25 protein-coding genes are annotated in these 23,588 nt (G+C 51.8%); 11 read left to right on the top strand and 14 right to left on the bottom strand.

Going from position 1 to position 23,588, the window contains the following annotated elements:
- Positions 1-43 precede the first annotated feature (43 nt).
- The gene (locus EVJ30_RS09015; RefSeq protein WP_131458120.1) at positions 44-1,174 is read right to left on the bottom strand and encodes an ABC transporter permease; all 1,131 of its coding nucleotides are present in this window, start codon (positions 1,172-1,174) and stop codon (positions 44-46) included.
- Positions 1,171-1,908: an ABC transporter ATP-binding protein gene (locus EVJ30_RS09020; protein WP_070327865.1), complete on the bottom strand. Its 738-nt coding sequence runs from the start codon at positions 1,906-1,908 to the stop codon at positions 1,171-1,173. Before EVJ30_RS09020 ends, EVJ30_RS09015 begins: the two co-directional genes overlap by 4 nt.
- Before the next feature lie 168 nt (positions 1,909-2,076).
- On the opposite strand from EVJ30_RS09020, the gene EVJ30_RS09025 reads away from it, so the two are divergent.
- Complete coding sequence (locus EVJ30_RS09025) at positions 2,077-2,331, top strand: GlsB/YeaQ/YmgE family stress response membrane protein (protein WP_070327866.1); 255 nt, start codon at positions 2,077-2,079, stop codon at positions 2,329-2,331.
- Between the two features lie 51 nt (positions 2,332-2,382).
- Here EVJ30_RS09025 and EVJ30_RS09030 read toward each other — a convergent pair whose 3' ends face one another.
- Positions 2,383-3,435 (bottom strand): hypothetical protein, encoded by a 1,053-nt coding sequence (locus EVJ30_RS09030; protein ID WP_131458121.1) that lies wholly within the window; start codon positions 3,433-3,435, stop codon positions 2,383-2,385.
- Positions 3,436-3,567: 132 nt separating this feature from the next.
- Between EVJ30_RS09030 and EVJ30_RS09035 the strand changes: the two genes are divergently transcribed.
- Positions 3,568-3,996, top strand: a complete 429-nt coding sequence (locus tag EVJ30_RS09035; protein ID WP_131458122.1) for an HIT family protein — start codon at positions 3,568-3,570, stop codon at positions 3,994-3,996.
- 52 nt (positions 3,997-4,048) lie between these two features.
- Here EVJ30_RS09035 and EVJ30_RS09040 read toward each other — a convergent pair whose 3' ends face one another.
- The gene (locus EVJ30_RS09040; RefSeq protein WP_131458123.1) at positions 4,049-4,384 is read right to left on the bottom strand and encodes a hypothetical protein; all 336 of its coding nucleotides are present in this window, start codon (positions 4,382-4,384) and stop codon (positions 4,049-4,051) included.
- Between the two features lie 168 nt (positions 4,385-4,552).
- Here EVJ30_RS09040 and EVJ30_RS09045 point away from each other — a divergent pair, with 168 nt between their 5' ends.
- The gene (locus tag EVJ30_RS09045) at positions 4,553-4,909 is read left to right on the top strand and encodes a hypothetical protein (RefSeq protein ID WP_233589624.1); all 357 of its coding nucleotides are present in this window, start codon (positions 4,553-4,555) and stop codon (positions 4,907-4,909) included.
- 60 nt (positions 4,910-4,969) lie between these two features.
- Positions 4,970-5,533 carry an HTH-type transcriptional regulator Hpr gene (locus EVJ30_RS09050; RefSeq protein WP_131458124.1) on the top strand — a complete coding sequence of 188 codons (564 nt, stop codon included), beginning with the start codon at positions 4,970-4,972 and terminating at the stop codon, positions 5,531-5,533.
- Here EVJ30_RS09050 and EVJ30_RS09055 read toward each other — a convergent pair.
- Positions 5,520-5,855: a DUF1878 family protein gene (locus EVJ30_RS09055; protein ID WP_236635571.1), complete on the bottom strand. Its 336-nt coding sequence runs from the start codon at positions 5,853-5,855 to the stop codon at positions 5,520-5,522. The genes EVJ30_RS09050 and EVJ30_RS09055 overlap by 14 nt on opposite strands.
- A gap of 151 nt (positions 5,856-6,006) precedes the next feature.
- On the opposite strand from EVJ30_RS09055, the gene EVJ30_RS09060 reads away from it, so the two are divergent.
- A complete protein-coding gene (locus tag EVJ30_RS09060) occupies positions 6,007-6,993 on the top strand; it encodes a peptidylprolyl isomerase (RefSeq protein ID WP_131468818.1) in 987 nt (328 codons plus the stop codon).
- A gap of 37 nt (positions 6,994-7,030) precedes the next feature.
- On the opposite strand, the gene EVJ30_RS09065 is transcribed toward EVJ30_RS09060, so the two are convergent.
- A complete protein-coding gene (locus EVJ30_RS09065; RefSeq protein WP_201739072.1) occupies positions 7,031-7,954 on the bottom strand; it encodes an HD domain-containing protein in 924 nt (307 codons plus the stop codon).
- 119 nt (positions 7,955-8,073) lie between these two features.
- Between EVJ30_RS09065 and EVJ30_RS09070 the strand changes: the two genes are divergently transcribed.
- The 3 genes from EVJ30_RS09070 to EVJ30_RS09080 are packed head-to-tail and all read left to right on the top strand — an operon-like array spanning position 8,074 to position 10,382.
- Positions 8,074-8,997: a CorA family divalent cation transporter gene (locus EVJ30_RS09070; RefSeq protein ID WP_131458126.1), complete on the top strand. Its 924-nt coding sequence runs from the start codon at positions 8,074-8,076 to the stop codon at positions 8,995-8,997.
- A gap of 35 nt (positions 8,998-9,032) precedes the next feature.
- On the top strand, positions 9,033-10,124 hold the full coding sequence (gene dinB, locus EVJ30_RS09075; RefSeq protein ID WP_236636070.1) for a DNA polymerase IV: 1,092 nt from the start codon (positions 9,033-9,035) through the stop codon (positions 10,122-10,124).
- A gap of 45 nt (positions 10,125-10,169) precedes the next feature.
- Complete coding sequence (locus EVJ30_RS09080) at positions 10,170-10,382, top strand: YhzD family protein (protein ID WP_236634125.1); 213 nt, start codon at positions 10,170-10,172, stop codon at positions 10,380-10,382.
- Between the two features lie 32 nt (positions 10,383-10,414).
- On the opposite strand, the gene EVJ30_RS09085 is transcribed toward EVJ30_RS09080, so the two are convergent.
- The 4 genes from EVJ30_RS09085 to EVJ30_RS09100 all read right to left on the bottom strand — a co-directional run bounded on the left by EVJ30_RS09085 (position 10,415) and on the right by EVJ30_RS09100 (position 14,405).
- Positions 10,415-10,903 (bottom strand): hypothetical protein, encoded by a 489-nt coding sequence (locus EVJ30_RS09085; RefSeq protein WP_131468822.1) that lies wholly within the window; start codon positions 10,901-10,903, stop codon positions 10,415-10,417.
- A 70-nt stretch (positions 10,904-10,973) separates the two neighbouring features.
- Positions 10,974-12,749 carry an SLC13 family permease gene (locus tag EVJ30_RS09090; protein WP_236636071.1) on the bottom strand — a complete coding sequence of 592 codons (1,776 nt, stop codon included), beginning with the start codon at positions 12,747-12,749 and terminating at the stop codon, positions 10,974-10,976.
- Between the two features lie 128 nt (positions 12,750-12,877).
- On the bottom strand, positions 12,878-13,249 hold the full coding sequence (locus tag EVJ30_RS09095) for a YlbF family regulator (protein WP_131458132.1): 372 nt from the start codon (positions 13,247-13,249) through the stop codon (positions 12,878-12,880).
- 37 nt (positions 13,250-13,286) lie between these two features.
- Complete coding sequence (locus tag EVJ30_RS09100) at positions 13,287-14,405, bottom strand: DUF445 domain-containing protein (protein WP_236636072.1); 1,119 nt, start codon at positions 14,403-14,405, stop codon at positions 13,287-13,289.
- A gap of 48 nt (positions 14,406-14,453) precedes the next feature.
- Here EVJ30_RS09100 and EVJ30_RS09105 point away from each other — a divergent pair, with 48 nt between their 5' ends.
- Together EVJ30_RS09105 and EVJ30_RS09110 are read left to right on the top strand one after the other, a co-directional pair.
- Entirely contained in the window at positions 14,454-15,305 is an 852-nt protein-coding gene (locus EVJ30_RS09105; RefSeq protein ID WP_131468824.1) for a PucR family transcriptional regulator, read from the top strand.
- 104 nt (positions 15,306-15,409) lie between these two features.
- The gene (locus tag EVJ30_RS09110) at positions 15,410-16,510 is read left to right on the top strand and encodes an ABC transporter ATP-binding protein (protein WP_131458135.1); all 1,101 of its coding nucleotides are present in this window, start codon (positions 15,410-15,412) and stop codon (positions 16,508-16,510) included.
- Positions 16,511-16,552: 42 nt separating this feature from the next.
- On the opposite strand, the gene EVJ30_RS09115 is transcribed toward EVJ30_RS09110, so the two are convergent.
- From EVJ30_RS09115 to EVJ30_RS09125, 3 genes are all read right to left on the bottom strand, one after another.
- Positions 16,553-17,203, bottom strand: a complete 651-nt coding sequence (locus EVJ30_RS09115) for an amino acid ABC transporter permease (protein WP_131458137.1) — start codon at positions 17,201-17,203, stop codon at positions 16,553-16,555.
- Complete coding sequence (locus EVJ30_RS09120; RefSeq protein WP_131468826.1) at positions 17,200-17,958, bottom strand: transporter substrate-binding domain-containing protein; 759 nt, start codon at positions 17,956-17,958, stop codon at positions 17,200-17,202. Before EVJ30_RS09120 ends, EVJ30_RS09115 begins: the two co-directional genes overlap by 4 nt.
- Positions 17,959-18,084: 126 nt before the next feature.
- Complete coding sequence (locus tag EVJ30_RS09125) at positions 18,085-19,812, bottom strand: phospho-sugar mutase (RefSeq protein WP_131468828.1); 1,728 nt, start codon at positions 19,810-19,812, stop codon at positions 18,085-18,087.
- A gap of 97 nt (positions 19,813-19,909) precedes the next feature.
- Here EVJ30_RS09125 and EVJ30_RS09130 point away from each other — a divergent pair, with 97 nt between their 5' ends.
- Positions 19,910-20,728: a sulfurtransferase gene (locus EVJ30_RS09130; protein WP_236635597.1), complete on the top strand. Its 819-nt coding sequence runs from the start codon at positions 19,910-19,912 to the stop codon at positions 20,726-20,728.
- A 420-nt stretch (positions 20,729-21,148) separates the two neighbouring features.
- Here the strand turns inward: EVJ30_RS09130 and EVJ30_RS09135 are convergent, their stop codons facing one another.
- Positions 21,149-23,581, bottom strand: a complete 2,433-nt coding sequence (locus tag EVJ30_RS09135) for a glycogen/starch/alpha-glucan phosphorylase (RefSeq protein WP_131458143.1) — start codon at positions 23,579-23,581, stop codon at positions 21,149-21,151.
- Positions 23,582-23,588: the final 7 nt, after the last annotated feature.

A 23,588-nucleotide genomic window follows, 5' to 3' on the forward strand; every position in this document is an offset into this window, starting at 1 on the left:
CAGTCAAAGGGCCACCCTCCACATGCGGAAGGGTGGCCCTTATTCATTTCAACCGCCCTAAATAGTAACGGATGACGAGATAGCCGAGCACGACTCCCGCGACCGCGTCAACTCTAGCACCGAACACGACCGACCCAACCGTCAGGACGACCAACTGACCAATCAGCAAGCGGTTCATCCACCATTTGTAACCCGCCAGCCGTTCAAGACGCGTGATCGGCAACCATGAAGCGATCGACATCGTATCGAGCCGTTTGAAGAGCGGCACGAGTTGGAGTGCGGTCAAACCGACGAACAGCGGGACGACCAAGCCGACATACCAGCCACCCGACAGCCACATGACGATGAACGCCACGACAGAAAGGCGGAACACGAGGTCGAGCGAGTCTTTCGAACGGATGACGCGTAAGCCATAGACATAACGCGCGGCATCCGCGCGTCTGAGCACCGAACGCTCGAGCGTTCGCACGATGACACTTCTCTCCTTCACTTCTTCCCGCATCGCCGGCAAGTCGACGAACCAACTGATGACACGGTCGAACTGCGCCTTGCTCTTCTGCTCGAGCGTGAGCCAATCAAGGAGCGGGATGCGGTCGTGCCGTCTTAGATGAAGCAAGACAAGCGCGACAAGCGCCGGCACCGGCGTCAATAACGGGACACCGAAAATCATGATGACTCCACTCGCGAGCGCACTGAAGAGCACCACATTTGAGATCAGTTCGAGCTTTGCGAGGCGACCCGCCACCGAAAGCAACACGCTCGCTGCGACGATGGCGCCTACTTCTGCCGGCGTGAGCGCTTGCGTCCGGACGATGAGCGGCAAGACCACGAGCATGACAACGAGCGCCCGAACGCTCGCGAACACGACGTTGAACAGACGAACCCCGTTCATATACGAACGGATATCCCCGAGCTCCGGCAACAAAAACACTTGATCCGCTTCTTGAAGCAACGTCCGCGGCCGATGCCCGAGCGGCAAGAACAAGAACACGAGCGCGACGATCCATTCGCTCGGAAACGCCGGGTCGAGTCCGTTTAAAAATTGATTGTAGACGAACCCCCCGTAAATGAGCGTGAAGTAGAGCGTGAACAAGAGACCCCCGTTCGCCACATAGCGGCTATACTTCACGACTTCTTCCATCCAACTACTAAACCGCGCGTTGAACACCCTCATTGCGCCCGCTCCTCAGCCTCGATCGCCTCGACATAAATGTCATCGAGCGTTGCGTCAGGACGGAGCGCATATTTTTCACGCAACTGCGCTGCCGTACCGGTCGCGATCACGACTCCTTGATGGAGAAACACGAACCGGTCACAGTGACGTTCCGCCGTCTCGAGGATGTGCGTCGACATGAGAATCGCACACTCTTGTTTATACTCATCAAACAGGCGGAGCAGTTGACGGATTGCGAGCGGGTCGAGCCCGACGAACGGTTCGTCGACGATCAAGAGCGGCGTCTTCGTCACGAGCGCGCTCAGGATCATCGCTTTTTGGCGCATCCCTTTCGAGAAGACGGATGGGAACCAGTCCAACTGTTTCTCCATGCGCATGTCGCGGGCCAAGCGTTCCGTCCGCATCTCGAGGTCACGGCTGTCAATCTCGTACGCTTTCCCCATCAACAACAAATGTTCACGTAACGTCAACGTGTCATACAAAATCGGCGTCTCAGGTATATAACTTATTTTCTTGCGATAATTTTTTTCAGACGATTGCAACGTTTCGCCGTCGACTTCGACCGATCCCGAAATCGGTTCAAGCAATCCTAAAATATGTTTAATCGTCGTCGACTTCCCGGCACCGTTTAGCCCTATCAGCCCGACGAGCTCACCTTTTTTTACTTCAAACGAAACATCATGCAGCACTTGTTTACCTATATAACCGCCGTTCAAGTGTTCGACGTGTAACATGAAAACTCCACCCCTTATTTTCAACTTTTTTTTGTGATATATGTTTTAAAAATTGTCACATGGGAATATTCTCTACTGTAAGGCATTTTAAAAACTTATTCATCACTTCCATTGTTCCATAAAATTGTTATTAAGAACAATGGACAAAACAGAGAGGAGAATGTTTGCATGGGTTTTATTCTTTATTTGATCGTCGGAGGTATCATCGGTTGGTTAGCAGGTCTTATTTTAGGTAAAGACGTACCAGGCGGCGTCATCGGTAACATCATCGCCGGTATCATTGGTGCTTGGCTTGGCGGATTGATCTTCCCTGATTTCGGACCAATCATCGCTGACATCGCGATTATTCCAGCACTTCTTGGTGCGATTATCTTGATCTTGATCGTATCGTTCGTTATGAAATCAATGAACAAAAAGCGCTAATCCAGTGCTACAAAAACGGGACCCTCGACACGAGGGTCCCGTTTTTTTCGTTCAACTTAACAATAAATACATCGCCCCGTCGCGTTCGATGAAGCGTTTTTCCGTTTCTAGGCCGAGCAGCGTGAAAATCGATTCGAACAGCGAGCGATCGTAACGCCACTCGATCCCAAGCTCTGTCTCGATTCGTTCATTCGGTTCACCGAGGAGGGCGACCATATCGTCCGTCCGTTTGTCCAAATCGATGTCGATTTGGTTCACTTTCTTTTTAACAAATGTCACATCCATACCGGCATACCGCCACACGTCGCCGTCCCGTTCAAGCGGTTCACCGAGCTGTCCGACGACCGTTTTCTCCCGCTTGTTCATAACCGACTCAATCGTTTCAAGCGAATGCCCGGTCCTCGCCTCGACTTCAATCTCGATCAGCTCGACCCGCTCGATATCGAACTGACCGGCAATCGTCTCGTTCGCTTCGGGCTGTAGCGCGAAAGCGAGCTGTTCCTCCCGAACGAGCGTCACCGTCTCCGTTCGCGTGACGGTCTCCCCGTTCACGACCGCGACGGCTTTGACGTCGTACCGGCCTGGCATCCGCTCGACCGTCAGGCTGTCGCCCGCCGCATCAATCCGGCCTACTTGTGTCCCATCGACCCATATGTTCGTCAACGGCACGTCTGACGTCGCAACGAACGTTTGCGGTAACAGCTCAATTCGATAATCCGCAAAGCCGAACCGGCCGTCTCCCGTATCAAGCAAGCGGAACAACCCGACTGACTCCATACCTTGACGTTCATCGGCGCGGTCCGCCGCCACCTCAGAGATCGCCTCACCTCGAATCGACTTCTCTTCGTTCAGCCAACGCATGAACCGGAGTGCCTCGGCGCGCGTGAGCGGCTCAGTCTCATATTCAACCGTCTGCTCAAAGAAAGCGACGTCTTCCGTCAACAGAGCCTCTTTAAATCGAACGTGGATTTGCGCGTTCGCCTCCGCCGGCTTATAGCCCCATATATAGATTGCCCCCGTCGCTAAGACGAGCAAAACGGCTAGGACGATGACGAGGCGAATCTTGCGCTGCCTTGTCGTCTTTTTCGATCGTTCATACGCCATTCTCTCCACTCCTATCACTTTCTCTTGTCCTTCTATTGTAGGATGACGTGAGAACGAGGACAATCATTCTTTCGCCTGAACTTCCGTGTTATGATGAAATCGATCAGTCATTTCATGAATGGAGGAAATACGATGCATACCGATGCCAATTGTATCTTTTGTAAAATCGTCAACAACGACATCCCTTCTTACAAGGTGTACGAAGATGATGACGTCGTCGCTTTTCTCGACATTTCCCAAGTGACGAAAGGCCATACCCTCGTCATCCCGAAACATCATGCCAAAAACATTTACGAACTGCCGAGTGACGTCGCAAGTGACGTCTTTAAAGCGGTCCCGGGAATCGCGAGCGCGCTTCAACGCGAGACGGGCGCGATCGGGATGAACGTCCTCTCGAACGCCGAAGAGATCGCCGGTCAGACGGTGTACCATTTCCATATTCACTTGCTTCCACGCTACGGCCAAGAAGACGGCTTCGATGCGAAATGGGAAACCCATAACGATGCGTACACGCCAGAAGAAATGAACACGCTCGCGGCTCAAATCAAACAACGTGTTTGAACAAAATAAGCGGACCAGACTCCTCCGAGAGCCTGGTCCGCTTTCATGTCTTTCATGACGAGTTGATCGAATTGAAGTGCCGCTTCCGCTCTTCTTCAATTTGAGCCCGCTCTATTTGCAATTTGATCGCCTGCTCATACAGTTGCTGACGAGATTTGACAGACTCCGCTTGTTCGAACTCTTTTCTTAATTCATTTAGACGGGTGTCGATTTCAAAAAGTCGCTTTTCAAGCAAAGTTTGTTTACGCGTCTGTTCGTTCTGTTCTGACGCTTCGTATCCCGCCTCGAGTGCTTCCATTATTTTATGTGCCCAAGGGTCATCTCCCAGTTGTTTCGCCGCGTTGTACAAGTCTAGCATGTCATCGAACCAACGCTTTTGCTTGTCCACTGGAGGTCACCTTCCTTTGACCTCATTTTAAAATAAAATGATTTTTCGGTCAAAATTGAATGTTCTGAAAAATTTTATTTGAGATATAGGTTTTTAATCTCTCTTTTTTGGTAAAATAATATGAAAAGAATGTATTCTAGCATTATCGTGCTTGAGGAGGGGAATGTATTGTCGAGTCACAATCGTCGCGAGTGGGTTGCTTTTGGCTTTGTCGTAGCGTTTTTAGGCGTGGCGACAGTGAAAAAGATTGCTCGTGGAACGGCCAACGATGCCGCATCGAATCAGCATCGGGCGTCTACAATCACTACGTTGAAAGAACAATTCCAAAAAGTTGCCAAAGATGCTTCACAAGTGGTGGCGGCTGGTAAGTTGCAAGGCAAAGAATTGACGGATCAAGTGAAAGCCGAGGTCGAACGCTATCAACAAGACATTCAGCCTTCAATCGAGCAGATCCAAGGAAACCTAAACGAGCTTTCAAACGTACAGTCAGATATGACCGAAGCGAAAGCGAAGAAGACCGACTGACCGGTCTTTAGGCATCGTCCGTCGTTTTAGTCACTTTGTATCCGGAAAGGATGAATTGAGATGGAACATGAAAAAGAATTCTCTGGCCCTGAGGCCATGCTCTATAGCCATAAAATCATTCAGCTCAGTAAAGCATTGTGGAAGACGGTCGAAAAAGACTGGCAGAACTGGATCAAGCCTTTCGATTTGAACATAAACGAGCATCATATTTTATGGATTGCCCACGCGCTCGGTGGCGCCTCAATCTCTGAGATTGCGAAATATGGCGTGATGCACGTATCGACCGCGTTCAACTTTTCGAAAAAATTAGAAGATCGTGGTCTCCTCACGTTCTCTAAAAAAGAAACGGACAAACGTAATACTTATGTACAGTTGACGCCTGAAGGTGAAGCGCTCTTGCTCAAAACAATCCATGCGTTCGACCCTGAAGAGAACGGTGTGTTCCGTGCCTCGCTCCCGTTGCAGGAGTTATATGGGAAGTTCCCGGACTTGACGGACATCACGGCCATCGTCCGCCGCCTGTACGGCGACAACTTTATGGACATCTTCGCCGAAACATCAAAAATGATTTCTGAAGAGGCAGGCCGTCGTCCCGAAGATGACGAGCTGACTAAAGAAGCTTGACGTGCGCGTAAAGGGGCTCTGTGATTTCGAGAGCGATCCCTTGTTTGACGCACGCCGCCAAGATGACCCCAGGGTCTAACGACGGATGCAACATCCCGACGAAACTGACGAGCAAAGGCTCTACGGACGACAAGCCGTAACGCCTTTGCTCATTTTGTTGATTGTTGATTTCGTCGAGTAGTTTATAGAAGTCCGCAACTTCTTCCTTCGTCAAGTTTGCTTTGATGACTTCATATTCAAACGGCCGACTCGACCAATCGACTAGTCCGAGCAACAGCTCCATCTGAAAAGACAACTGATTAACTTTCTCTTCTAACGACACGTTTCCCACCCCATCATTTCACATTCTCTTTCATCATTATACGACACGTTTCTGTGCTATGATACTACACAGGTAATCGAACAGCTGTCAGCATTAACAAAATGTGGTATAGTCGAACATAGAAACTTATAGATTTTTAGGGGTGGAATATATGTCAAACGGAATGACGAATGAACCAAACAAACAAAACAAAAAGTTTTCAACTGGTGCCCTTGTCGGCGCATCGGCAATCGCGCTTCTCATCGGTGTAGGCGGTACGTACGCTGCAACGAGCGGCGGATCTTCTGACAACTCAGCTGTTGTCTCTTTCGAAGGTGGCGAAATCACGCGCGGTGAAATCGCGGACATGAGCTACGACCGTATGGTCCCACAACTCGCTTTCCAAGAAACGATGAACGCACTTCTTGAAAAAGAGTATGGCGACAAAGTCGAGCAAGAGAAAGTCGACGAAGAGTTCAGCAAGACGGAAGAGCAGTTCAACTCGAAAGAAGAGTTCGAACAAGCGATCCAACAGGCTGGTATGGCTAACACAGACGAATTCAAAGAAGCGCTCCGTGGGCAGATGCTCGTCGATGCTGCCAAGTCTGAACTCGTCGACGTGACGGATGAAGAAATCGAAGCACAATTCGCCAAAGAGAACGTCGAAGTCCAGGCGAGCCACATCCTCGTCGAGACGGAAGAAGAAGCGCAAGCGATCATCAAAGAGTTGAACGATGGCGCTGATTTCGCAGACGTTGCGAAAGAAAAATCAACAGACACTGGTTCAGGCGAAAAAGGCGGCGACCTCGGTTACTTCTCAGCCGGTGCCATGGTTCCTGAATTCGAAGCATACGCGTTCCAAGAAGATGTCGTCGGTAAAGTCTCAGAGCCGGTCCAATCACAATTCGGATTCCACGTCATCAAAGTCGTAGACCGTAAAGAAAAAGACCTCAAGCTCGAGGACGAGAAAGACCGCATCCGTGAAGAATTGGCGACTGAAAAAGCAGCTTCAGTCGACGCCAACAAAATCTACGCTGAGTTGATCGAAAAATACAACGTTGACGTGAAAGACGCGAAAGCCTCAACACAATTCGACGCAGTAAAAGACGCTCTCAAAGCGGAAGAAGAAGCACCGGCTGAAGAGTCGACAGAACAATAAGCAAAAGGCAGGCATCCCGCGGGATGCCTGCCTTTTTTTATAGCTTCGGTTTGTAGAACGCCCGGTTATCAAGCGCCATGACCCGTTCTGTGAACGTTCCTGGCTCGACACCTTCGAACGCTTTATCGAACATGTTCATCCGCGCGTCGATGTTATCGATGAAGAACAGCATCTCGGCCTCCGGAAGTTGCGGCGCATTCGCCGAGCCCCACTCCGGCTTCCCATGGTGACTCAAGACGAGATGTTGTAACAGCGTCGTGACTTCACGATCGGTCCCGAGCTCGCGGGCTGTGACTTCGATCTCGGACGCCATGAGCGACAAATGACCGAGCAGTTTGCCTTCGAGCGTATACTCCGGAGTGATCGCGTCCGACAGCTCGATGACTTTCGCCAAATCGTGCAAGACGACACCTGAGACGAGCAAGTCCCGGTTCAACTGTGGATACAAGTCACACATCGTTCCGGCCAGTTTGAGCATTGACATAACGTGGAACGCGAGCCCTGAATAGACCGCATGATGATGACGTACCGCCGCCGGATACGTGAAATATGCCTCTTCGTTTCGGTCGACAATCGTCGTCACGAGTTCCCGCATGCCCTCGTGACTGATCGCGTCGATATACGCCCGGATCGTCGTCTCGAGCTCCGACTTCGGGATCGGCGCAGAGCGGACGTACGGTGCGATGTCCGTCTCCCCTTCGATAATCGAGATCTGCTTCAGTTTGAGCTGCGTCCGGCCCCGATAGTCCATGACTTCTCCTGAGGCGTGGACGATCTTTTTCGTCCCGTACTTCTCGGTATCAGCGCTATCCCACACCTTCGTCTCGATTTCGCCGCTCTCATCGCATAAAACGAGCGTCAGATAAGGCTTCCCGTTCCCGGCGAGCCCTCGATATGATTGTTTGATCATTACATATTGGTTTAACGTGTCGCCCACTTTGAGCTGACCGATTTTAGTCATCAATGAAAGCACCTCTCTTCTTGTCAGTACTTCCATCTTAACGAAAGTTCGCCCCAGATGCCAACTTTCTCGGTAAACCGGGAATACTTGAGGAGAGAAGAACATTGGGGGAATGAAGGATGAATTGGACTTGGTACACGCGACCTGAGGAAATCGTACACGTTGACGACCACTATGCGGAGGCGTACACGTATTGGCTCGAACAACTGACGACGGCCAAAGTGACGAAAATCATCGTCGAGCAGGACTATATGTATGGTTCGCTCACGCTCGACTATGAGCAGCTCGAACGCGAACCGCAGAAAATCGGTCACTATTTCGTGACGCGCGACTTTTTATGGACGATCGGGTTTGACGATTTGTACTGCGAGATCGTCGCAGCGAAACAATATGCCACACCGATTGAAGCGTTCTATGACCTGCTCGCCGAAAAGATGGACTATTACTTCCATGGGATCGATGAATATGAGGAACGCCTGATGATGTCACAGCGTGAAATGAGCGGTCAAGTTCCGCCTGAATTCATGAACGAGATATTTGGGCTGCGGAGTGAGATTGAACGTTGGTCAGATACGGTCGTCCCGTACCGCGAGCTACTGATGGCGGGACGAGAGGCGTTCCTCGACATAGAGTTGAATGAGCTGAAGTCTTATCGCCTTGCTGAGTACCGTGTCGACCGGCTGTTAACGTTAATTGAACACTACCAGGAAGATGTCATCGCGATGACCGATCTCGCCTCGACGCTGTCAAACTTTCGCGGCAACGAGATCATGAAGGCGTTGACCGTCTTCACGGCACTGACGACGCCGGTCGTCGCCTTCGGTGCCGTTTGGGGCATGAACTTTAAACAAATGCCTGAACTCGAGTGGCCGCTCGGCTATTTGTTCGCTTGGTTCATGATTATCCTGTTCACGCTGTTGATTCAAATTTGGTTAAAGCGAAAAAATTGGATCGGCTCATTGCTCCAATTCCCAAGTCAGCCTCGAACTCAACAACGTCTCGATAAACAAAGAAGTAAAAAAACGAACAAAAGTTCGGTATAATGAAAGGAGTCGATTGAAACAGAAAGGAGATGCCGATGGAACGTTTAATCATACATGTCGATATGGATGCGTTCTATGCATCCGTCGAACAACGAGACCGTCCTCATTTGCGAAATAAGCCCGTCATCGTCGGTGGCGCCCCTCACAGTCGTGGAGTGGTCGCCACCTGTTCGTATGAGGCGAGGAAATACGGCGTGCATAGCGCCATGTCGTCACGCCGTGCGTTCGCCCTGTGCCCGCAAGCGACGTTCGTCAAGCCGCGCTTTCAGGCGTATCGGCAAGTGAGCCAAGACGTGATGAAGATCTTCAAGTCTGTGACGCCATTCGTCGAGCCGCTATCGCTCGATGAAGCGTACCTCGACGTCACCGAGAACTCGCTCATGAGCACGTCGGCTCCTTACGTGGCGCGCTACATTCTCGGCGAGATCAAACGCCGGACCGGACTGACCGCTTCCGCCGGCGTCGCCCCGTCCAAGTTCGTCTCCAAAATCGCCTCCGGGTTCGACAAACCGAACGGCCTCACTATCGTCGCCGCGGACGAAGTCGAGTCGTTCCTCGCCCCGCTGTCGATCACGACGATGCACGGTGTCGGAAAAGTGACCGCCCAGACTTTGTTCAAGCACGGGTTTGAAACGATTGCCGACATCCAGCAGGCGCGACCTGAACAGTTGAAGGCCATCCTCGGCCATGACCGTGGTGTCCAGTTATACGAACTCGCCCACGGACGTGACAGCCGTCCCGTCGTCCCGACCCGTGAACGCAAGTCGATCGGCTCGGAGACGACGTTCGCCTTTGACCTCGACGACCCGGAGGAAGTGTATGAGCGCGTCATCCCTGAAATCGAAGACGTATTGCAACAGCTCGACCGCCGTGAATTGAGTTGTCAAACCGTGACGATCAAAATCAAGACGAGCGAGTTCCAAGCACGCAGCCACCAAATCAAGCTGAACCATCCGACCCATGACCATGACGAAATCAAACGGCTCGCCCGACGCTTGTTCGACGAGATGTCAATCAACGAGCCGGTCCGTCTGATCGGCATGACCGTCTCCGATTTGATCCCCCGAACGGAGACAGCCCGTCAGCTCACGTTCGACGAACTGACGAAACCACCGCTTGAAGAATGAATGGTGATTCAGTACAATGAAAAAAAGGGGGGGATCCGTTTGAACATGTACACAGTCACCGCGTTCGAGAATGACGGCACGATTTTACTTAATGATTCATTCGAGGCAGCGAACGACGAAGAAGGAAAAGCGAAAGGGCTAGCGATGCTCCAGGAGGCCGGTCACGACCATAAAGGGGCGCGCATCGTCCGCCAAGGACAACTCATCTATTTCGAGCGGTGCAAACTTCCCGGAAAACTGAAAAGCACAGCCTCATAACAGAAGCGCCTCGGGAACCCCGAGGCGCTTGTTTATTCGCTATATTTAGTCTCCCATTGTTCGCGCCACGTCCAATAATCGGGATGTAGCTCTTCCGCCGTCTTCCCATCCAGTGAATAAGGTGCCCCCATCAGCGGTTCCTTTGAATCAGGGAATGAGGTCCCGCCGATGATGTCCCCGTCATCAATTAGGACCAAGACGTTCGTCTGTCCGAGCTCGTACTGATCATCGAGCAGATGGTTACGGACGACGAAATGCTCTCGCTTAATGTCACGCCCGATATAGTCGTCCGGTGGCGTCGTCTGGACGCTCCAAGTATCTCGCACAGGTGAATCGAGAAGGTCTTTCTTCTCGAAACGTGACGTGTCCCCTCCCTTGTAAGAGACGATCTCATAACCTTTCTCCTCCAAATACCTTTTGGCCAGCAACGCGTCCTCTCCGAGCGTCGGTTCTTCACTGGCGTTCGAGCAAGCTGCCAGGAAGAAGACGCACAGGAGGATACCGATTCGTTTCCACATCATCTCTTCACCTCATTAGTTCATTGTTTTCAACTTATTCGTCTTATTCGTCAACTAACAAAAATTTCCTCTTTCAGAATGGAAAGAGGAATAAAATCGAAAACATCGCGACGACCGCGACAATCATTTGTAGCGGCAAACCGACTTTAACGAAATCGAAAAAGCGATAGCCGCCGATACTGAACACCATCGCGTTCGTCGGTGAGCCGAACGGCGTCATAAACGCGAGTGATGCCGCGACGGCGACCGCGACGACGAGCGGCACCGGACTGACTTCGAGTGACGCGGCGAGCGATAAGGCGAGCGGTGCGAACAAGACGGCCGTTGCCGTATTGGAGATGATTTGACTGAGCACCATCGTTGCGACGAAGATGGCGACAAGCACCCAGACCGGACCAGCGCGCCCGAACGACTCACTGATCCATGTGACAAGCCAGGCCATGACACCCGCGTTTTCGAGTGCGGTCCCGACTGGAATCATGGCGGCAATCAACAGTAGCGACGACCATTGGACCGACTCGTAGGCAACGTCCATATGCCGGACCGCTCCCGTCAGCACCATCGCGATGGCCGCAAGCCAAACGGCAACGGTCGGGTCGACCCATTCGAAGACGAGGAGCACGACCATGACGAGCATGATGAGACCGGCTGCGAGTTGATGGCGCTCGGACACAGCTCGGTTGGCGACATCGGTCACGCGCTCGTTCGCGAGCAACAAGTGTGTCTCGTCACCCGCTTTTTCTAAATCGCTCCACTCGCCTTGGGCCACGAGCATATCACCTCGCTCTAACGGGACGTCTTTCAGCCGTGTCATCGCAATTTCTTCGTTCGGGCGGATGACTTGAAGCACGTTCAAGCGGTAGTCATTTCGCAGACGACTTTCCGAGAGACAGTGACCGATGAGCGGGCTATCAGATGGGACGGTGAAAATGGCGACGCCTGACCCTTTCCCGTAGACGTCTTTCAGCTCCATCGGTTCAACGATCAACCCTTCTTGACGGGCGACGCGTCGAACATCCGTTTCTGCCCCGCTGACGAGGACACGTCCCTCATAGAGCACCGTATCGGCTCGAGCCGTGACGAGTCGATGCGCGAGCCCTTTTCGCTTTTCGCCGAGGACGATCAAACCGTCACGTGACCACTTCACGTCTCGGAGTGCTTTCCCGACAAGCGGATGACCTTTCGTGAGCGTGAGCGCGTAGATGTTCAAGTCAGGCATCGGCAGACGAGCGACGACGAACGAACGAACCTCGCCCGCATCGAGCAGCCGGTTCCCGATGACATAAAAGTAGAGCAGCCCGACGACGGCGGCGGCGAACCCGATCGGTAGTAGCGAGAAGAAACCGAGCGTTCCGACTGAGGCACCACGGAGCGCCTCAGCGGCGACAAGGTTCGGTGGGGTGCCGATGAGTGTCATCGTCCCGCCGATGCTTGAAAAGAACGCGAGCGGCATTAACAGTTTTGCCGGATTCGTACCGGTTTGTCTCGACATGGCGAGAACGACCGGGATCAAGAGCGCGACCGTCCCCGTGTTCGACATGAGACTAGATAGAAACGTCACGGTGACCATCAGAACGAGAAATAGACGCACCTCACTCCCTTTCGCATAAGGAATGAGCCCAGCGCCAAGCCGTTCGGCGAGTCCTGTATGAAACAGGCCCGCTCCGACGATGAATAATCCGGCGATCATCAAGACGACCGGATTCGAGAAACCTGCCATCGCCTCGACAGGCGACAGTTGCTGCGTCAATACGAGCGCGACGAGCCCAACGAGTGCGACGAGATCGGCCCGCAACCAGCCCCCGATGAAAAAGATGATCATGACCGCTAATATGAACAAGGTGACCATGACGCCCACCCTCTCTTGTGAATTGATGTACAAGGATATTATACCCCACATTATGTAAACGCTATCATTAGGAATATGACAAGTCGGTCAACAAAAAACGGATGGCTCGAAAGCCATCCGCACAGGTGTTATTGAACTTCGTTTTCATTAACCATCGGAGCGTATAGCTCTTCAAGTGGCTTCATGATAATTTTTGTCACTTCTGTGACCAGTTGATGCATGCGTTGCTCTTCTTGCATGAGCTCCATGATCAATTCGTTCTGTTGCACGCTCATCATTTTCGTTTGAGCATCCATCATCTCTTGTTCTGAGATTTCTTCGCCTTGCATTTGCTTTTGCTGAAGCTTCATTTGGATATCACGGAAGTCAGCGAACAACTGGTTCGCTTCTGCATCCGCATTGACACGATCGTATAATGAAGAGAGATTTGTGAACTCCTCAGATTCGCGAAGTGCTTTTTCCAATTGGTTAGCATGATCGTACAAGTTTGTTTGTGACATGTGACGTCCTCCTAAATACTATTAGGGCCGTGGCCGATCAAACGATGGCAATCAACCCTTGAATCAACCCAATCATACCACCTAACAGCGCCCCAAGCCATGTTATTGCCCGGAACTCCCGTTTCGAGATCGACAAAACAATCTCCTCGAGGTACGACGTATCGAGCGACTGGACTTGCTCTTGCACGATTTGATCGATTTTCAGACGGTCCATCACCGTCTCCATTTGATCGGTGAACCGTTCGATGACGAGCCGAACCCCGTTCGGGACGAGATCGTCGACGATGCGCGTCTCGACGTCTCGTGTATACGAATAGACGGTCCGGTCGAGCAATTCGCCGACCGGAAGACGGGTGATGACTTCTGTCGTCACCCCATCGATCAATCGGTTTTCTAACCGCTCATCTAAGAGTGTGTCGACCGTACGCTCACTGAACCGTTCGAACTCGCGCGTGATCATCGTCGCCATTCCGGACCGAGTCGATCCGCCACGTAAAATGTTGACAATCTCCGGGCGGATCATCTCGACGAAGTTCATATTTTGAATGAACCCGGCGATAAAACCGAGCCGGCGTTGGACGAACGAGTCGACCATATACCGCAGTTGAGCCTCTCCTTCCGCCGAATAGAAATACTCTTCTGATTTGACGAGCATCGCGTCGACGATTTCCGGGATCACGTCACGGACACGGTCCATCCCGTCCTCACCGAGCAGTTCGTACAGCTTGCGTGACTTGACGTCAGCAAGCACGAGCCGGAGCTCTTGCCGGAGTTTCGTGTCCGCTTCCGTCAACACACGCGACTCGGCGTCCGGGTAAAGCGGTTCGACTAGTGTACGAATCGTCTTGTCCGAACGGAGCATCGTCCGGACTTCCTCTTGGACGAAATAGGTGATGTGGCCGTTCACTTGTTCGTCGAGCAGGCGCTTCCGCATCCCTTCAGGCGTCAACAAGTGTTTCACGACCGTCTTGCCGAGACTCGTCGCCAGCTCATCGCGGCGCTTCGGAATCAACCCCGGTGTGAACGGTACTCGGACTTTTCCGATATACTTTGGCTCGTGGGGCCGAAATAACATTTTGATGGCGAGGAAGTTCGTTACTCCCCCGATTGTCGCCCCGATGGCGATCATGATGAATATTTTTAGTAGACTATCCAAACTGCCTGCCCCCGTTCTGAAATATGATACATTGTTGAAGAGGTGATTGTGTTGACTACGTTTGATCGTATTAAATCGATTTTCCCGACCGTTGTCCATCGGTCGGAAGACGCATCCGGAGACTATGCTTGGTATCAAGCACATGACGGGACAGTGTTCGGCTTGCCAAAAACCGAGTTGAACGAGCGTGAACGGCAACTGCTCGAATGGTCGGCGACACCGTTTTTGACGACCGCCGACCCCCGTCAAGAAAAATGGCAAAACCGCCTGCTCACCGATTCGTATCGGATCGTGCAACCGTTCCGTCTGTTGTCGCTATCGCTCCACTATCAAGAGAGGGAATCGCTCGAGCAATTTTTAGAGATCTTACACGACTTCATGCCAGAAGCGGAGATTGTCGTCATGACGCGACATCACGTTGAAATCATTGAGATGAACCAACTCGTCGACTTGTCTGATTTCGAGGACGTATTGCGTGCCGGCGCGAGCGACTGCTACGTCGAAGCGCACGTCATCTTTAGTGAACGGCCGCTCGGTGTGTTGGGGACGCTTTACCATCAACACATGACGTTGCGCCCGTTCGCGAAACTCCCTACTAAAACTTACCCTGCTAGTCAATTATTATACCATTACTTGCTACAAGACCATGAGACTTTTGCCACACGTCTCCAATTGACCGAGGCGGCGTATTCGATACTCGATAAGACGAGTGTAGAATTGTTAGAGGCGCTGTTCGCCAACTCGCTGAACGTGTCTCATACGGCGAAGGCGCTGTTCATGCATCGGAACACGCTCAATTATCGGCTCGATCGGCTCTATGAACTGACAGGATATGACGCTCGTCAGTTTTATGATGCGAGTTTACTCCAACTGATTGTCACGTTGCACAAATCTGAGTAGCTGTTTTTGTGCAACGTGTACATAGCTAGTGCAAGCGGTTTCATCTTATAATCAATCTTGTAAGCGCTATTATACAAGAACACATTCTCAGGAGGCTAACGACAATGGCAGAAATTCAATTGAATCACATTGATAAAATATACGACGGTGGTGACGGGAAAGCCGTCAGCGACTTCAACTTGCACATTAAAGACCGGGAGTTCATCGTTTTCGTCGGACCGTCTGGTTGCGGTAAATCGACAACACTTCGCATGATCGCAGGACTCGAAGAAATCTCGAGCGGCGACTTCATCATCGACGGCAAACGCATGAACGACGTGGCGCCGAAAGACCGCGACATCGCGATGGTCTTCCAAAACTATGCCCTCTACCCGCACATGAGCGTCTATGACAACATGGCATTCGGTTTGAAGCTTCGGAAGTTCCCGAAAGAAGAGATCGACCGTCGCGTCCAAGATGCGGCTCGCATCCTCGGACTTGAAGAATACCTCCAACGTAAACCGAAGGCACTCTCAGGTGGTCAGCGCCAACGTGTCGCCATCGGTCGCGCTATCGTTCGTGACGCGAAAGTGTTCTTGATGGATGAGCCGCTCTCAAACTTGGATGCAAAACTTCGCGTACAAATGCGTAAAGAGATCATCCAGTTGCACAACCGTCTCGATACGACGACGATCTACGTTACCCATGACCAAACGGAAGCGATGACACTCGCGACTCGTATCGTCATCATGAAAGACGGGATCATCCAACAAGTCGGTTCGCCGAAAGAAGTATACGACAACCCAGATAACATCTTCGTTGCCGGCTTCATCGGTTCACCTTCGATGAACTTCTTCCGCGGAACACTCGCAGACGGCAAGTTCGTCGTGAACGGCGAAGAAATCAACGTGCCTGAAGGCAAGATGAAAGGTCTTCGCGACCGCGGCTACATCGGTAAAGAGCTCATCCTCGGGATTCGTCCAGAATCGATCCACGATGAGCCGATCTACATCGACTCTCCGACAACACACACGTTCCAAACACACATCGACGTATCTGAACTCATGGGTGCCGAGTCGTACCTTTACGCCGAGCTCGGCGGACACCAGTTCACGGCCCGCATCGACGGCCGCTCGAACATCCGCATGGGTGACGACGTAGAACTCGCGCTCGACATGACGAAAGCACACTTCTTCGACACTGAGACAGAGCTCGTCATCCGTTAATACAAAATCCCCTCGATTCTTGGAATCGAGGGGATTTTTCGTTTAGCGGGTCGCATAACGACGTTCGAGCCGATGCTGCCCTGCTTGAATGAGTGTCGACAAGATCCAATAGATCGAGGCCGAGAACAAGAGGAGCGGCATGACCAAGTAGGTCGTCGCTGCAATCTGGTCTGAGACGTACGTCAACTCCTGCACGGCGATGACCGACCCGAGCGACGTCGACTTGATGATATCAATCACCGAGTTCGACACCGGGGGTATGGCCCGTGATAACGCTTGTGGGAAGATAATGTCTTTAAAACGTTTTGCCCGCGGGATCCCGAGGGCGACACTCGCCTCGACTTGTCCGCGATCGACCGAATTGATGGCTGCCCGGAACGCCTCCGAGATATAAGCCGCAAAGTGCAGACCCAATCCGAAGATGAGCGCCTGCATCCCACTCAGTTGGACGAACCCGGTCAATCCGACGTACAAGATGAGGAGTTGTAAGAGCAGCGGCGTACCCCGGAAGAACGAGGTGTACGTCCGAGTGAACAACCGCAACACTTTGATTGGACTGCTGTGAAGTAACGCGATGATCAGACCGAGCACCAAGGCGAGGATAATCGACAGGATACTGGCGATCAACGTCAATTGTACGGCTTCGATATAGGCCGAACGGTTCTCGATGACGGTCGTGATCAGTTCATTCATTGACTGATGTCCTCACCAAAGTACTTCTCACCGATTTCAGCCATCGTTCCGTCTTCTTTCATTTCAGCAAGCGCCTCGTTCAACTGGTCGAGCACGTCGCTGTCTTGACGCGTCATATAACCCGCCTCGCTCTTGTTGAAGACGTCACCGACCGCTTTCACGTCATAACCTGTCTTCTCGAGCTCTGAAAAGATGAAGAGACGATCGTTGAGCGCTGCGTCAAGACGTTCGACTTGAAGGTCTTGCAGCACTTGGTTCGCGCCTTTGTAGAACTTCACTTCAGCACCAGCTTCTTCAGCCATCTGGGCATAGACCGATCCTTGCGTCGAACCGACGACTTTGCCGTCAAGGTCGTCGATGCCTTGGATGTCTTCATTATCTGAAGCGACGATGACTTGTGCACCTGAGACCGCGTACGTATCCGAGAACGCATACTTCTCTTCACGCTCCGGTGTGATGCTCATCTGGTTCGCGATCATATCGATGCGTTCCGCATCGAGTGCCGGGACGAGTCCTTTGAAGTCCATCGGCTCATATTCGACCGTATAGCCGGCACGTTCTGCCGCTTCGTTCAACACGTCGATGTCATACCCTGTGATTTCACCTTTATCTTTGTACGTGAATGGCGGGTATGTCGCTTCCGTCCCGACTGTGATGACTGTTTCTTCAGATCCACTGTCCGTCTCTGTACCGCAAGCTGCGAGCACCCCGAACGATGCGCCGATTGCGAGAACTGCCGTTAATGATTTTTTCATGTTATTTCCGCCTTCCTGATAATCCTTATATGATTACATGGTTTTGAGCAATATACTCATCATACTGACGAGGTTAAAAGAAGTCAAACAAAAACCACCGCTCCCAGTTGAGCGGTGGTACACTAGTCAGTCGATTGCTTTTGCTTGCTTCATAACGTCTCGTTCAATCGCTTCACGTTTCGCCGTCGTCGTCTCGGCACTATCCGCGTGAACACTGAAATAGAACTTGATCTTTGGCTCTGTGCCAGACGGGCGGAGACAGAACCATGACCCGTCCTCGAAGACGAATTTGAGCACGTTCGAAGACGGCAAGTCGATGTCCTCGGTCGTATTTTGACGAAGCTCGGTTGCGACTTGTTGCTTGTAATCCTCGAAGCGGACGACTTCATAGCCGGCAACTTCTTGCGGCGGGTTGGCACGGAACGCTTCCATCATCCGGCCGATCTGTTCAAGCCCGGCTTTCCCTTTCAACGTCATCGATTGAAGCGATTCCTCATAAAAGCCATACTTCTCATAAATCGCTTGGAGCGCGTCATACAACGTTCGCCCCTGCGCCTTATGGAAAGCTGCCATCTCGGCGCCGAGCACGCACGCCTGAACAGCGTCTTTATCACGGCAGAAGTCGCCGATCAAATAACCGTAGCTCTCTTCATAACCGAACAAGAACTCGTACTCACCTGACTCCTCATACTGTTTAATCTTCTCACCGATGAATTTAAAGCCGGTGAGCGTGTTCTCGAGATGCACGCCATACGCTTTGGCGATGGCCGCCCCGAGCTCGGACGTGACGATCGTTTTCGCGACGAATCCGTTCGCTGGCAGCGTGCCGGTCTCGACTTTTTGCGATAGGATGTAATCCATCAAGAGCGCTCCGGTCTGGTTCCCCGTCAAGACGAACCATTCCCCGTCGCGGTCACGCACGGTGAAGCCGACGCGGTCACCATCGGGATCGGTCGCCATGAGCAGATCAGCGCTGACACGGTCACCATATTCCATCGCCAGCTTGAACGCCGCTCGCTCTTCCGGGTTCGGGGAACTGACCGTCGGGAACGCGCCGTCTGGTTCGGCTTGCTCTTCGACGATCGTAACATGGTCAAACCCGTACGCCTTGAGTCCTTCCATAATTGGTCGACGTCCCGTGCCATGAAGGGGCGAGAAGACGATTTTCAGGGCGTCTGTTGGGACGTCCTTATGGATTCGAATCGCTTGAAGAGCTTCCAAATAAGCAGCATCGACAGACTCATCGACAGTGACGAGCGTCCCGTCGGCGCGGAGTGTTGCTTCGTCTTGGACCGGGATGCTTAACTCGTCCTCGATCGCGTTGACGTAAGACACGAGCTCGTCCGCCTCGGCCGGCGGTAATTGCCCGCCGTCGGCGCCATACACTTTAAAGCCGTTATACTCAGGCGGGTTATGACTCGCCGTGATGACGACTCCTCCAAACGCGCCTAAGCGTCTGACGGCGAATGACAGCTCTGGCGTTGTCCGTAAGCTCGGGAACAAGTAAGTCTTGATCCCGTTCGATGCAAACGTTCGTGCCGCCTCGAGTGCGAATTCAGGTGAGTAGTGACGTGGATCATGGGCGATGACGACACCGTGCCGTTTCGCTTCCTCGCCTGACGCCGAAATAAAGTCGGCAAATCCTTGTGCCGCTTTACGAATCGTATAGACGTTCATTCGATTGGCACCTGGTCCGATCTCACCGCGCATACCACCCGTTCCGAATTCAAGCGTCTTATAAAACGCTTCTTCGAGTGTCGTCTCATTTTTTGCCATCTCGTCTAATTCGGTCCGAAGATAAGGTTCAAGTTCCTCATATTGATTCCAACGCTCATATGTTTGTTGCCATGCCATGGTCAATTCCCCTTTCGACGTTCAAATTCAATCGAAGTACTCGCCAATTTGTTCCATCTTGTATACGATGGGAGTAACGAAACTTCGAGGTGATACTATGTTTCCAACTATGCGTGCCCAAGAATTGAAACAAATCGTCCATACGGACTCAATCCGATTTATTGATTGCCGCTATTCATTGAACGACGCTTCATACGGAAAATACGTGTACCGTCAAGGACATCTCCCGAATGCCATCCATCTCGACTTGATGGAAGACTTGTCAGGCCCTGTGTCCGTTCACGGCGGACGTCACCCGCTCCCGTCAAAAGCAGCGTGGACGGAGACGCTCCGACGCATCGGCATCCAAAAGGACGACTTGATCATTATTTACGACGACGGTTTCCCATACGCCGCACGTGCTTGGTGGTTATTCAAGTGGGCCGGCCATGAGCGCGTCATCGTGCTCGAAGGCGGAATTCAGGCCGGCATCACTTACTGTGGTGAGACAACGACCGAGATTCCGACGTACCCTGCTTCGACATACGTCCCTGATTTCCACGACGATATGATCGCCACGATCGAAGACGTGCGCGCCGCAACGACAACAGGCGGCCTATATGACTCAAGAACGGCCGACCGTTACGACGGAAGCCACGAACCGATCGATAAAAAAGCCGGGCATATCCCGAACGCCCTGCTCTGCCCATACGTAGACGCTGTCACGGAGCTCGGGACGCTTCAAGACTTTCACGATTTGCGCGAACTTTACACCAACGTGCTCGATGTCCCGAACCCGATTTTTTATTGCGGCAGCGGTGTCACCGCTTGCGTGAACATTTTGGCGTTGCACGCGCTCGGTAAAGACGATGTCCGTCTCTATCCCGGTTCATACTCTGACTGGATCAGTTATCCAGACAACAAGGTCCACCCATAACGGGTGGATTTTTTTATCAAAATTAGACGAGAATACTCCCACTTCTAAACGACGCGGGCGAAGCCCTAGTGAAAGTGGGAGATGAATCGCCTTCGAACCAGGCGTGTCTTTCGATACGTCAATGGTTCGACATCGTGTTTGAACTTCCTGAAATCCGGTAAAAAATAAGTGTCACGTTCCTTGAAAACTGAAGATATAGGGTTGTGGCAGGAAGTTCGTCTGTCACGTAAAATCTTCAACGTTCACCTAGCGGATGACCGAAGTAGCGAAAACCAAGCAAAGTAGGCATCCGCACTAAAGAAACGGACAAGATCAACTTTCAACCGTCGGGACAACGGGGGTAGCCTGATAATGTTCCGGTCGTTAGGCCGGATAACTCAGGAATCCTCCACCTCTAAGCAAGGCCTAGGTGGGGGTAGTTCAATTCACACTCGTCGGCTTGATGTTCCAAACCGCGTTCGCATATTCCGTGATGGTGCGGTCACTCGAGAAAATACCAGACTTAGCCGTATTGACGATTGAACTTTCCGCCCAACGCGCCTTATCTGCGAACGCTTCATCGACGCGTCGCTGTGCCTGCATGTAGGACATAAAGTCTTTCAAGACGAGGAAGTCATCATTATAGACGAGAAGCGAATCAAAGATCGCTTGGAATTGATACTCCCCGACCTTATCGAACGTCCCGTTGACGAGACTGTCGACGACGTTACGTACTTCGGTGTTGGCATGATAAATGTCGGCCGCATGATACCCGCCGAATTTCTTATAGTTCATGACTTCTTGCGGCGCCAATCCGAAAATGAAGATATGGTCGTCACTGACCGCATCGCGAATCTCGATGTTCGCCCCGTCAAGCGTACCGATTGTGAGCGCTCCGTTCATCATGAACTTCATGTTTCCGGTTCCTGACGCCTCGTAGCTCGCCGTCGAGATCTGTTCACTAACGTCCGAGCCCGGGAAGATCCGTTCGGCCATCGAGACGCGGTAGTTCTCAAGAAAAACGATCTTGATGAACTGACTCGCCCGTTTGTCCTTGTTAATCATCGACGCGAGGGCATTGATGTAGCGGATGACTTCTTTCGCGTAATAATAACCTGGCGCCGCTTTCGCTCCGAAGATGAACGTCCGTGGGACCATCGTGAACGTCGGGTCTGCTTGAATCTTTTGATAGAGCGCGTGAATATGCATCGCGTTCATGAGCTGACGCTTGTACGCGTGCAGACGTTTGACTTGAACATCGAAAATCGAGTTCGGGTCGACACTGATTCCCGTCTCATCTTGAATGTAAGCCGCTAAGTCGAGTTTATTTTGTTGTTTTACTTCCATCACTTGCTCCTGGAAGCTCGTATCTTTCGAGACGCCCATCAACTTCTCAAGATCGTTCGGGTGCTCGATCCATGACGGACCGATTGCGTCCGTGATCAAGTTCGATAGACGTGGATTTGATTTCAAGAGCCAACGGCGATGCGTGATGCCGTTCGTCTTGTTATTGAAACGAAGCGGGAACATTTCGTACAAGTGGCGCATCTCGCGTTGTTTTAAAATATCTGTATGAATACGGGCGACCCCGTTCGTCGAATGTGACCCGACGACGGCAAGGTTTGCCATGTTAATGTAATTGTTCGAGACGATCGCAATCTCACCCATATGCGGTTCAAGGTGTGGATAATTGACGAGCACGTCTCTACAGAAACGACGGTTGATTTCATTAATGATTTGATAGATTCGTGGTAATAGACGCTCGTACATCTCGACCGGCCACTTTTCAAGCGCCTCGGCGAGAAGTGTATGGTTTGTGAACGACATGACACTCTTCGTCACGCGCCACGCCTCATCCCAGCCATATCCGTGATCATCCATCAAAATCCGCATCAGTTCAGGGATCGCGACGACCGGGTGGGTATCGTTAATGTGGACAGCGTAGTAGTCGCCTAAATGTTTGAGTGATTTGTTGTGTCGCAAGTAAGACGCGATCATCGATTGGACACCCGCTGACACGAAGAAGTACTGTTGTTTCAAACGGAGCACTTTACCTTCATACGTCGTGTCGTCCGGATAAAGGAACTCCGAGATCGTCGCAATCGACTGCTTGTGTTTCAACAAGTCTTTGTACGACCCTTTCGTGCGTTCCATATACTCTTCGTCATCAAATGGCGACTCCGCATTCCAAAGCCGGAGCGTGTTCACAACGTCGTTCTTGTAACCGATGATCGGCATATCGTATGGGACGGCGCGTACGACTTCGTCTGGGTGATGAACGACACGGAGACGGTCTCCGATCTGCTTCATCTCGATCCAGCCCCCAAAATTCACGTCAACCGCACGATCGGCACGGCGCGTCTCCCACATATTCCCATTCCGGAGCCAGTTGTCCGGCAACTCGACTTGATAGCCGTCGACGATTTTTTGTTTGAACAAACCGTAACGATAACGAATCCCGTTACCGTGACCGGGCAGACTGAGCGCGGCAAGTGAATCGAGGAAACAAGCGGCCAGACGGCCCAGTCCACCATTACCGAGTCCAGGTTCCGGCTCGAACTCCGTGATTTCCGTGAAATCAAAACCGAGTTCTTCAAGTCCTTCTTGGACAACTTCTAAAACATCCATACTGAGTAAGTTGTTATAGAGGAAGCGGCCTAACAAAAACTCGAGCGAGAAATAGATGACTTGCTTGCTCTGTTTTGCTTCTTGCTTGTCGCGTGTGTTGATCCATTTCGGAATCGCTTGTTCACGCACCATCGTTGCCAACGTTTGATACACTTCCTGCTCGGTCCCTTCATCGAACGATTTCCCGTTTAAGGCGACGAATCTTTCTTGAAACGAAGTGACGAAGCTCTGTTTATCTGTAAACATATATGTG

The sequence above is a fragment of the Exiguobacterium sp. SH5S13 genome (assembly GCF_004337085.1).
GTDB lineage: Bacteria > Bacillota > Bacilli > Exiguobacteriales > Exiguobacteriaceae > Exiguobacterium > Exiguobacterium aurantiacum_A.

Coding starts and splice junctions, on each gene's coding strand:
- EVJ30_RS09015 (WP_131458120.1), bottom strand. CDS start 1,174: ATGAGGGTGTTCAACGCGCGGTTTAGTAGTTGGATGGAAGAAGTCGTG.
- EVJ30_RS09020 (WP_070327865.1), bottom strand. CDS start 1,908: ATGTTACACGTCGAACACTTGAACGGCGGTTATATAGGTAAACAAGTG.
- EVJ30_RS09025 (WP_070327866.1), top strand. CDS start 2,077: ATGGGTTTTATTCTTTATTTGATCGTCGGAGGTATCATCGGTTGGTTA.
- EVJ30_RS09030 (WP_131458121.1), bottom strand. CDS start 3,435: ATGGCGTATGAACGATCGAAAAAGACGACAAGGCAGCGCAAGATTCGC.
- EVJ30_RS09035 (WP_131458122.1), top strand. CDS start 3,568: ATGCATACCGATGCCAATTGTATCTTTTGTAAAATCGTCAACAACGAC.
- EVJ30_RS09050 (WP_131458124.1), top strand. CDS start 4,970: ATGGAACATGAAAAAGAATTCTCTGGCCCTGAGGCCATGCTCTATAGC.
- EVJ30_RS09060 (WP_131468818.1), top strand. CDS start 6,007: ATGTCAAACGGAATGACGAATGAACCAAACAAACAAAACAAAAAGTTT.
- EVJ30_RS09065 (WP_201739072.1), bottom strand. CDS start 7,954: ATGACTAAAATCGGTCAGCTCAAAGTGGGCGACACGTTAAACCAATAT.
- EVJ30_RS09070 (WP_131458126.1), top strand. CDS start 8,074: ATGAATTGGACTTGGTACACGCGACCTGAGGAAATCGTACACGTTGAC.
- dinB (WP_236636070.1), top strand. CDS start 9,033: ATGGAACGTTTAATCATACATGTCGATATGGATGCGTTCTATGCATCC.
- EVJ30_RS09080 (WP_236634125.1), top strand. CDS start 10,170: ATGTACACAGTCACCGCGTTCGAGAATGACGGCACGATTTTACTTAAT.
- EVJ30_RS09085 (WP_131468822.1), bottom strand. CDS start 10,903: ATGATGTGGAAACGAATCGGTATCCTCCTGTGCGTCTTCTTCCTGGCA.
- EVJ30_RS09090 (WP_236636071.1), bottom strand. CDS start 12,749: ATGGTCACCTTGTTCATATTAGCGGTCATGATCATCTTTTTCATCGGG.
- EVJ30_RS09095 (WP_131458132.1), bottom strand. CDS start 13,249: ATGTCACAAACAAACTTGTACGATCATGCTAACCAATTGGAAAAAGCA.
- EVJ30_RS09110 (WP_131458135.1), top strand. CDS start 15,410: ATGGCAGAAATTCAATTGAATCACATTGATAAAATATACGACGGTGGT.
- EVJ30_RS09115 (WP_131458137.1), bottom strand. CDS start 17,203: ATGAATGAACTGATCACGACCGTCATCGAGAACCGTTCGGCCTATATC.
- EVJ30_RS09120 (WP_131468826.1), bottom strand. CDS start 17,958: ATGAAAAAATCATTAACGGCAGTTCTCGCAATCGGCGCATCGTTCGGG.
- EVJ30_RS09125 (WP_131468828.1), bottom strand. CDS start 19,812: ATGGCATGGCAACAAACATATGAGCGTTGGAATCAATATGAGGAACTT.
- EVJ30_RS09130 (WP_236635597.1), top strand. CDS start 19,910: ATGTTTCCAACTATGCGTGCCCAAGAATTGAAACAAATCGTCCATACG.
- EVJ30_RS09135 (WP_131458143.1), bottom strand. CDS start 23,581: ATGTTTACAGATAAACAGAGCTTCGTCACTTCGTTTCAAGAAAGATTC.